Source organism: Bacillus sp. JAS24-2, assembly GCF_008274905.1.
In the GTDB taxonomy this organism is placed as follows: domain Bacteria; phylum Bacillota; class Bacilli; order Bacillales; family Bacillaceae_G; genus Bacillus_A; species Bacillus_A cereus.
This window is the reverse complement of the sequence record NZ_CP031068.1, coordinates 499822-510000: the sequence shown is the minus strand read 5'-3', so window position 1 is coordinate 510000 and position 10179 is coordinate 499822. Positions and strand designations below refer to the sequence as shown.

Below are 10179 nucleotides of genomic sequence, written 5' to 3'. Positions count from 1 at the left end.
CCCCGATTCTATACGGATTATTATTTTATAATTCTTATAAAGAGTGTACTCCTTTTCTTATAAATCGTCAATATTTCTACTATAAGTATGTAGTTTATTTTTATATTCAGGACTTGTTTTTATGTATCTTTCCCTTTTTTCTTCATATATTCCATAGAAAAAAGTGCGACATAATCGCACTTGGAATACTATCATCTGAGGAGGTATGCCCTACACTTCCACTTTATGTAAGGCAGTAAAATATGTATAGACACTTGCCTTGTTTCTGCATATTTTATCTCCAATGTAGATTTATTTTATATAAGAAAGAACATCCTCAATATGTCCTTTCACTTTCACTTTACGCCACTCTTTTACAAGTTCACCGTCTTTATTAATAAGGAATGTAGAACGCTCGATTCCCATATACTCTTTCCCAAAGTTCTTTTTTAACTTCCAAACATCGTATAACTCTGCTACTTTATGATCTTCATCTACTAAAAGTATAAATGGCAATTCATGTTTCTCAATGAATTTCAAATGTCTATTCGCTGAATCAGGACTTACTCCAAGAATAACCGTATCCTTCTCTTGAAATACTCCATACGCATCACGAAAATCACATGCTTCAGTTGTACATCCTGGCGTCATATCTTTCGGATAAAAATAGAGAACTACATTTTTACCGCGGAAATCAGCTAGGCGAACTTCTTCTCCGTTACTTCCCTCTAATGTGAATTCTGGTGCCATTTCTCCTACTGTAATCATAGTTATCACTCCTACTCTTTTCCTTTACTATAACAAATGCTTCCTTATTTTTCATTGTCTATTACAGACCTCATCACAAAAGCAAAAGGGAGTGTATATCCAATTAGCGCTTCTGCGATTGCAATCCATCGCCCAATTCCAATCGGAGATATGTCACCATATCCAACAGACAATAAAGTAACTGCGCTAAAATATAAACAAACTTCGACAAGTTGAAAAGAATGAGCGTTCAAACTTTCTCCGTCCTCTTTCAAAACTGCGAAACCCATTTCCTCTAATACAACGTAACTTAATCCAAATGCGATTAGTACTGTTGTATAGATTAAAAATAATGTGGCCAAATTATAGAGCGAAAAAAAACGCGTTGAATCCGAATAGGAACTCCATAATAATTGGACACTTTTCAAAATAGCGATTGCTGCAATTAATAGAATAAATCCCCATAACATGTCCTCCACCTCATTTTATATGTATGAGGTGGAGAACTGATTTATCCCTTAGAAACGAACAAGCTTCTATAATTAATTACCCGCGCCACGATACCTTTTTACCCCTTGGTTCCAGAGGGTGATTGCAATCGTAAAACAGATAATACCAACAATTGGCGTCGCAAATGCATAACTATTCCATTCTGTTTTTCTTAAAAAGTATGCTGCTGGATATACTCCAACAAACGCAAACGGTAAAACGAACGTTAAAATGAAACGAATTACACGATTATAAATATTAACAGGATAGCGCCCGTAATTACCTATGTTATACATAAGAGGCATAATTGAACTTTTCGCATCCGACCAAAAACCAAGGCTCGCCAACGTAACAAATATCCCTCCATATACAAGTGCTCCTCCTCCTACCATCAATATAAATAAGAAGAAATCATACCAGTAAAAAGATAATTGTAACTCCACAGCTGCATATCCCATTACAACAATCCCTGTAATAGCTCCAATTAAAGATTCAAGTTCCATTCTTTCTAATATAATTTGAAATAGACTATGGATCGGTCGCGTTAATACACGATCCATCTCCCCTTTAATAATGTATCGATCATTAAAATCCCATATATTAAAGAAAGCTGAAAAGATAGCAAACGGTACTAAAAAGAAACCATAAATAAAGATTACCTCTTCTCGACTCCATCCCTTCAATGCTTGTGTATGCCCAAATACAACGAGAATAAATATTAAATTAACTGCTTGAAGCGATAAATCAGAAAGTAAACCAACGATAAAATCGCCTCGATACTCCAATTTCGTTTTTATATATTGACTTGCATATTGTAAAAATAAGTTTATATATAGCATCTCATCATCCCCCTTGTACAATTAGACGTTTTCTCGCCGTTCTCCACATGAGTACAATTGGAATAATAAGTACAATCGCCCAAATCACTTGAAATACTAAAGCCTCATACAACTTACTCCCCTGTATACCTTCAGAAAAAATCATACTTGGAATATAACTAATAGCCTGAAACGGTAAAAACATCATTGCTTTTTGGGCCCATAACGGATAAAAACTAATTGGTAATAATAGACCTGAAAATAAATCAATAACAACGCGTTTTGCATACATAATTCCACTATTATTAAATAGGAAAAACGTAAGCATTCCCGTCATTAAATTAATTTGTGTATTAATAATAAAGCTAAATATTAAAGATAAGAAGAAATATAACCAAGTTTGAAAATTCGTTGTAATTTGCAACGAAAATAATAACGTAACGATAACCATGCCTGGAATGGAAAAGAAGGCAAAACGGAATATTCCCTCGCCAAGACCTTGCATAACTTTCATTCCCAAATAGTTATACGGACGAATTAATTCTACAGCCACACGTCCTTCTTGAATCTCCATCGCAATTTCCCTATCTATATTATTAAAATAGAAGGCACGTGCCATCCACGCGATTGCGATATACGTGGTCATTTGCGAAATAGATAAACTTTCAATATTCTCTTTTCCGCTATAAATTGCTTGCCATAAAAAATAGTAAGCACCGATATTAATCGTATAAATTAAAATCCCGCTATAGTAATTTGTACGATACGCAAGCATCATTAAAAAGCGAATTCGAATCATTTCAATATATTTACCCATGCGTAATACCTTCTTCATAAATGTTACGAATAATTTCCTCTGTAGACACTTCGTTAATTTTTAAATCTTTAATTTGAAATGCTTGTACTACTTTAGAAATAAGCATTGAAATAATAACTTCTTCATTCGGAATTTTTGCAACCCATGCATTTTCCTCTTTCGCTTTCGACCAAACGACATGATTATCTGGCATAACCATTGATAAAGCCTGATAGGAAACTGGTGCAACAAACTGAAAGTGAATTTCCTTCTCTGCTCCCCACTGCGTACGAAGATTACTTAAAGAACCGTCATACATAATATTCCCTTCATCCAGCATGATAACGCGCTCACATAAAGCTTCAATATCAGTAATATCGTGTGTTGTTAATAAAATTGTTGTTTTATAACGTTCATTCATTTCTTTTAAAAATTCACGTATTTTCAATTTCACAAGTACATCTAACCCAATTGTTGGCTCATCTAAAAATAATAACGGTGGATTATGAATTAAGGCTGCCGCTAATTCACAACGCATCCTTTGACCAAGAGATAATTTTCGAACTGGTTTATCTAATAAAGGCCCTATATCTAACGTTTCAATCACGTGCTCCATATGCTCCTTATACTGAGCGTCTGATACACCGTACACTTTCTTTAATAAACGAAACGATTCTTGTACTGCAATATCCCACCAAAGTTGCGAACGCTGTCCAAAAACAACACCAATTGTTCTTACAAATTCTTCTCTTTGTTTATGTGGGTTCATTCCATTTACTGTGATTTGCCCTGATGTCGGAGTTAAAATCCCCGTAAGCATTTTAATTGTTGTTGATTTACCAGCACCGTTCTCACCAATATAACCAACCATTTCACCTTGCTTTACAGTAAAAGATACATCGTTTACTGCTGGTACTATTTTATAATTACGATTTAATAAATCGCGAAATGCACCCTTTAAGCCCGGACGACTTGAATAGGCTGTAAACTCTTTACGTAACCCTTGTACCTCAATTACCGATTTCATAATCGGACCCCCCTCCTAAATGTCACAACGAATAGTTTACCCAACTGCCTTCGCTATCACAAACAATACGTCTTTTCGAAAAACATGTTAGAATAATACATAGATTTTTGTAAGGAGATGAATTGTAGTGAAATTCACAAAGTCAGAAGCATTACATAAAGAAGCTTTAGAGCATATCGTTGGCGGTGTTAATAGTCCTTCTCGTTCTTTTAAAGCAGTTGGCGGCGGCGCTCCTGTTGCTATGGAACGTGGGAAAGGCGCTTATTTCTGGGATGTAGACGGAAATAAATATATCGATTATTTAGCAGCATACGGTCCTATTATTACTGGACATGCTCATCCGCATATAACAAAAGCAATTACAACAGCTGCTGAAAATGGGGTACTTTATGGAACACCAACAGCGCTAGAGGTAAAATTCGCAAAAATGTTAAAAGAAGCAATGCCTGCATTAGATAAAGTCCGTTTCGTAAACTCTGGTACAGAAGCAGTGATGACAACGATTCGTGTTGCTCGTGCTTATACAGGTCGCACAAAAATCATGAAATTCGCTGGTTGTTACCACGGTCATTCTGATTTAGTACTTGTGGCAGCTGGATCTGGTCCTTCTACTTTAGGAACTCCTGACTCAGCTGGCGTACCACAAAGTATTGCACAAGAAGTTATTACTGTTCCATTTAATAATGTCGAAACTTTAAAAGAGGCTTTAGATAAATGGGGTCATGAAGTAGCAGCTATCCTTGTAGAACCGATCGTTGGAAACTTCGGTATTGTAGAGCCTAAACCAGGATTCCTTGAAAAAGTGAATGAACTTGTTCACGAAGCTGGCGCATTAGTAATTTATGATGAAGTTATTACTGCTTTCCGCTTTATGTACGGTGGTGCTCAAGACTTACTTGGTGTGACACCTGACTTAACAGCGCTTGGTAAAGTTATTGGCGGCGGCTTACCAATCGGTGCTTACGGTGGTAAGAAAGAAATTATGGAACAAGTTGCTCCGCTTGGACCTGCATACCAAGCTGGTACAATGGCAGGAAACCCTGCTTCTATGGCATCAGGTATCGCTTGTCTAGAAGTGCTTCAACAAGAAGGGCTTTATGAGAAATTAGATGAACTTGGTGCAATGCTTGAAAAAGGAATTTTAGAACAAGCAGCGAAACATAATATCGACATTACATTAAACCGTCTAAAAGGGGCTTTAACTGTATACTTCACAACAAATACAATTGAAGATTACGATGCCGCACAAGATACAGACGGTGAAATGTTCGGTAAATTCTTCAAGCTTATGCTTCAAGAAGGAATTAACTTAGCACCTTCTAAATACGAGGCATGGTTCTTAACTACAGAACATACAAAAGAAGATATTGAATATACAATCGAAGCTGTCGGCAGAGCATTTGCCGCCCTAGCAGACAATAAATAATCCCGTCATTAAAAGGAAAAAAGAAAGCTCACCTTTCTTTTTTCCTTTTTTCTATTTCATAAATCCCGTATTAATAGTATAATTATTCATAATTATCTGTTTTATATTCTTTTACAGCATTACTATCTCTGTGTACAAGGTGATTCGCACCTTAAATAGTAAGATTATTCTAATTTTTGCAAAAGGGGGGATTGACGGATGCTCAATAAAAAAAATACATGGACACCGTCTTTATTTCGAGATTATAGAAATGCAGAACATGATGCGTGTGGAATCGTTTCCGTTATGGAGAAACGAAAAATTGCTACAAAAGAAAACATTGACCTTTGCATACAATCACTCGTCAAAATGAATCATAGAGCTGGTTTCATTAATGGTGAGGGCGATGGCATCGGCATTCACATTGATATACCAAAAACGCTTTGGAATGAAAAACTAAAAAGTAGCGGATATAATCCAACGATTGTGGATCATCCCCACTTTATCGTTGGACATTTTTTTCTAAATAAAAAAGAAGACATTACTGCCTTAAAAGATTATATTCGTACGCAATTAAACAACAAAAACTTTACTATCATTTTCGAAAGTGATGATGTAACAAACTCAGATGCGCTCGGTCCACTTGGTAAACAAGAAGAACCTTTATTTTGGCAAGTTGCCCTTATCGCAGAAAACGAAATTACAAATATTGAGCAAACATTATTTTCTGTCACAATAAAAATAGAGGAAAACGAAGCAATTCATGTTGCTTCATTAAGTCGTGATCATGTTGTATATAAAGTTCTAGGTGCTGGTGATACGCTTGTTGCCTACTATAATGATTTACAACATCCGCTTATCGCTTCAACTATGACATTAGGACATAACCGCTACTCTACTAATACATTATCTAATTTTTTTCGTGTACAACCATTTAGCATTCTCGGACATAATGGTGAAATTAACACAATTGCGAAATTACGCGATCAAGCCGAAATGATTGATGTACCACTTACTGCAGGAGGCAGTGACTCTCAAGATTTAAACCGCACCTTAGAAACCCTACTTGTTCAATACAACTACAGCTTATTTGAAGCAATGGAAATTCTATTCCCACCAATTATTAATGAAATTAAACTTTATGAAACACCTTTACAAGATTTATATACGTATATACGTGAAGCATGGGGACATTTTGCCCAAGGACCAGCTGGCATCATTTCCCGTTTTAAAGATGAAGCTGTTTTCAGCGTTGATTCCCTTGGATTACGCCCAGTATGGAAAGTAGAGACAGAGAGCTCTTATATTTTCTCTTCTGAACCTGGAGTTGTATCACCAACTAAATATGTAGCAGAACCAAAACCACTCGCTCCTGGAGAAAAAGTCGGATTAAAATGGAATGAACAAGATGAACTTGTTCTTTATGAATATGACAAATATCAAATCCAAGTATATAACCGTTTTAAAAAGCGAATTGATACTACCAATTACCATTTAAATTTATCTATCCCTGAAACGAAAAAAATCCAAGGGCTATGTGATTCTGTTCAAGTTGAAACGAAACAATACGTCGCTTTCGGATGGGACCGAGAACATATTCAACTCCTTGAACAGATGGCAACAAAAGGCGTTGAGCCAATACGCTCACTTGGGCATGACTCACCACTTGCCGCACTTGATACTGATAGACGAAATATCGCTGACTTCATTAAAGAAAGTGTAGCTGTTGTTACAAACCCTGCAATTGACCGTGACCGTGAAATTGAACACTTCTCTACACGTACTGTACTTGGAGAGCGTCCAAGTTTATTAAGTGGCGCAAAACGGCCATTTGTAGTTGAAATGCTTTCACCAATTATTTTAGAAGGCAGCGTGGCACAACCTATTGCAGAGGAATTACACACAATTACGTACGAACAACTCATAGAGCTATTTAAAACTCATAACTCTATCGCCACAATCTCTGCTACATTCAGCTCGTCAGAAACTCTACAATGTGCATTAAGCCGCATTAGTTCTGAAGCGATAGCTGCTGTTAACAATGGTGCTTCCCTACTAGTATTAGATGACGCAAAAGCCCATCTAAATGAAAGATTGTGGATTGATCCACATTTAGTTACTGCTAAAGTACATCAAGCATTAAGTGAAAATAAATTACGCCGCAATTGTTCTCTCGTTATACGTTCTGGTGCCCTTCGCTCCTTACATGACATTGTCACGCTATATGGATTAGGAGCAGATAGTATTAATCCATATTTATTATTCGCGACTGTAAATGATGGAACAAAAACACCAATTACGAATCTGTATAATGCACTTAATAAAGGATTAGAAAAAGTCATTTCAACAATTGGAATTCATGAGTTACGTGGTTACGGACGTCTCTATTCATCTATTGGGTTACATGAAGAAATCGCAAATATATTACAGATTACAAATTTCTTCGGTTCAAATGATTTAGCTTTTTCACTTGAATCACTTGCTGAAGATGCAAAAATGCGAGCGGATGATTATAACAATCCTAAAATTAGAATGCGAAAATCATTTCATATATTCCCGCGAATTTGGAAAGCAATCGGCGATGTTGCAAAAGGAAATTCTTATGATGATTACCGTGACAAGTTAAGTGAACTAGAAGAGAATAATCCCATCGCAATCAGACACCTTGTTCAAACGAAACAAACAAAACATGTCGTTCCAACTGAAGAAGTATCTATCGGCATTAAAAACCATGATTTTCCATTTATTATTAGTTCTATGTCATTTGGTTCTCAAAACGAAATTGCCTTTCGCGCATATGCAGAAGCGGCCGATCAGCTAAATATGATTAGCTTGAACGGTGAAGGCGGCGAAATTAAAGATATGATTGGAAAATATCCACATACACGTGGACAACAAGTGGCATCTGGGCGATTTGGAGTAAATGCCGAACTACTAAACTCATCGAACTTAATTGAAATCAAAATTGGTCAAGGCGCAAAGCCTGGGGAAGGTGGGCATTTACCTGGTTCAAAAGTAACAGCCAAAATCGCTGAAGCACGTAATGCGACAATTGGCTCAGATTTAATTTCACCTTCTAATAACCATGATATTTATTCAATTGAAGATTTAGCTCAAATGATTACGGAAATTAAAACAGCTAATCAACTTGCCAAAGTAGCCGTGAAAGTCCCTGTCGTTCCTAATATCGGAACAATTGCTGTCGGTATCGCCAAAGCTGGTGCTGATTTTATTAACATTAGCGGATTCGATGGCGGAACAGGTGCTGCACGTATTCACGCCTTGCAACATGTAGGTCTTCCTGTAGAAATTGGTGTTAAAGCCGCTCACAACGCTTTATTAGAAGCGAGCATGAGACATAAAGTAGAGATTTGGGCAGATGGTGGTATTCGAAGTGTAAATGATGCCTTGAAAATCATGCTTCTCGGAGCAAACCGTATTGGATTTGGCACACTATCAATGATTGCAATCGGCTGCACTACTTGCCGTGGGTGTCATCTAGATACTTGCCATGTCGGAATTGCAACACAAATCGAGTCTGAAGCACAAGCAAAGGAACATGGGTTACGCCGCTTCGTCCCACGCGAATTAGAAAGCGCAGTTACTGGCCTGCTAAATTTATTCACCTCTTTCGGTATAGAACTAAAACGATTAACAGGACAGCTTGGGTATACAAATTTACAAGCAATTGTTGGGCGTTCTGATTTATTAGAGCAAGTTCGAGGCGAAAATTTATTAAACTTACGTAATTTATTACAAATAATAGAACATCCATCTGTTACAACAACAGATGGTGTACCAGAAAAACAATTTAAGACAGTTCATTCCGCTGACTCAAAAGAATTAGTAGGCGTTGGTGTAGAGCAACGCGTTATGGGTGGTCTAGAATCATGTTATCGCGTTCGCAGTAAACTATATGAAGCTACTCAACTTGAACCACTTACATTAAAGTATACGAATGGTTCTATTCCCGGAAATGGGTTAGGCGCTTACAATAGTGAAAATTTATTTATACACGTAAATGGCGGTGCACAAGATGGCATTGGTAAAACTTCCTTTGGTGGTGGGATTTATATAACGAAATCAAAAGGAAAAGACGGAGTATATTATAACGGTTCTGTCGGAAAAGGATTTGGATATGGTGCACAAAAAGGGGCACTATACGTGCAAGGGAACGCTGATGCTCGCGCTGGCATTCGCCTTTCTGGTGCAGACATGATAATTGGAGGTAGAATAACAAAACCACTCCGTGAAAAAGAGCAAGGAAATATAGGGGCATACTCCAATATTAAAGGTTTTGCTTTTGAATATATGACAAATGGGCGAGCGCTTGTTTTAGGTGACCCTGGTCCATGGATTTGCGCTGGCATGACTGGCGGTGTTGTTTATTTGCGTCATGATTCAAACTTAGGCCTAACAGAACAGGCCTTAAAAAGAAGAATTGCAAAAGGGGCAAATGTTACATTACAACCAATTAGTAAAAATGGTTTGAAAGATGTAACTGAATTATTGCTAGACTATATTCGTGTACTAAACGAACATGAGCAATATGAGGAAGTTGCTTTATTAACAGCATTATTAGATGATATACAGAACCAGTTTTTTGAGATTATCCCGAAAAAAGAACAGGCAGACCCATCTATCTCAACAGAGTAAAATGAGTAATTTTCATTATTAAGAAAAAATTGACGAAGTACGCTTCTCATAGTAATCTATAGTAACAATTTGAGACCTGCTGAAATTCAGCAGGTTTTTTTACTAAAAACTGATGTTTAAAAGGAATTAGGAAAAATTATAAAGTGAAACTTTAATTAGCCTACACCAATCGAGCGTTTACCGGCATCTAGCTTCTAATTTTTGAGGCAGGAATCTTACTACTCACAATTAGCGGGATAAAATGAACACTAATTTCTTTTAA

The 10179-nt window shown here is 36.8% G+C and carries 7 protein-coding genes; 2 read left to right on the top strand and 5 right to left on the bottom strand.

Annotated features, from left to right (window positions below):
- Window positions 1-291 precede the first annotated feature (291 nt).
- The 5 genes from bcp to DN407_RS02670 all read right to left on the bottom strand — a co-directional run bounded on the left by bcp (window position 292) and on the right by DN407_RS02670 (window position 3856).
- Window positions 292-747 carry a thioredoxin-dependent thiol peroxidase gene (gene bcp, locus DN407_RS02690; RefSeq protein ID WP_098204867.1) on the bottom strand — a complete coding sequence of 152 codons (456 nt, stop codon included), beginning with the start codon at window positions 745-747 and terminating at the stop codon, window positions 292-294.
- A 44-nt stretch (window positions 748-791) separates the two neighbouring features.
- Window positions 792-1196 (bottom strand): potassium channel family protein, encoded by a 405-nt coding sequence (locus DN407_RS02685; protein ID WP_000964343.1) that lies wholly within the window; start codon window positions 1194-1196, stop codon window positions 792-794.
- Between the two features lie 72 nt (window positions 1197-1268).
- On the bottom strand, window positions 1269-2054 hold the full coding sequence (locus DN407_RS02680; protein ID WP_000965772.1) for an ABC transporter permease: 786 nt from the start codon (window positions 2052-2054) through the stop codon (window positions 1269-1271).
- A gap of 4 nt (window positions 2055-2058) precedes the next feature.
- Window positions 2059-2850 carry an ABC transporter permease gene (locus DN407_RS02675; protein ID WP_000521519.1) on the bottom strand — a complete coding sequence of 264 codons (792 nt, stop codon included), beginning with the start codon at window positions 2848-2850 and terminating at the stop codon, window positions 2059-2061.
- Window positions 2843-3856: an ABC transporter ATP-binding protein gene (locus DN407_RS02670; RefSeq protein ID WP_000843658.1), complete on the bottom strand. Its 1014-nt coding sequence runs from the start codon at window positions 3854-3856 to the stop codon at window positions 2843-2845. Before DN407_RS02670 ends, DN407_RS02675 begins: the two co-directional genes overlap by 8 nt.
- Window positions 3857-3983: 127 nt before the next feature.
- On the opposite strand from DN407_RS02670, the gene hemL reads away from it, so the two are divergent.
- Window positions 3984-5282 (top strand): glutamate-1-semialdehyde-2,1-aminomutase, encoded by a 1299-nt coding sequence (hemL, locus tag DN407_RS02665; protein ID WP_000673239.1) that lies wholly within the window; start codon window positions 3984-3986, stop codon window positions 5280-5282.
- 198 nt (window positions 5283-5480) lie between these two features.
- Window positions 5481-9917: a glutamate synthase-related protein gene (locus DN407_RS02660; RefSeq protein WP_149215983.1), complete on the top strand. Its 4437-nt coding sequence runs from the start codon at window positions 5481-5483 to the stop codon at window positions 9915-9917.
- Window positions 9918-10179: the final 262 nt, after the last annotated feature.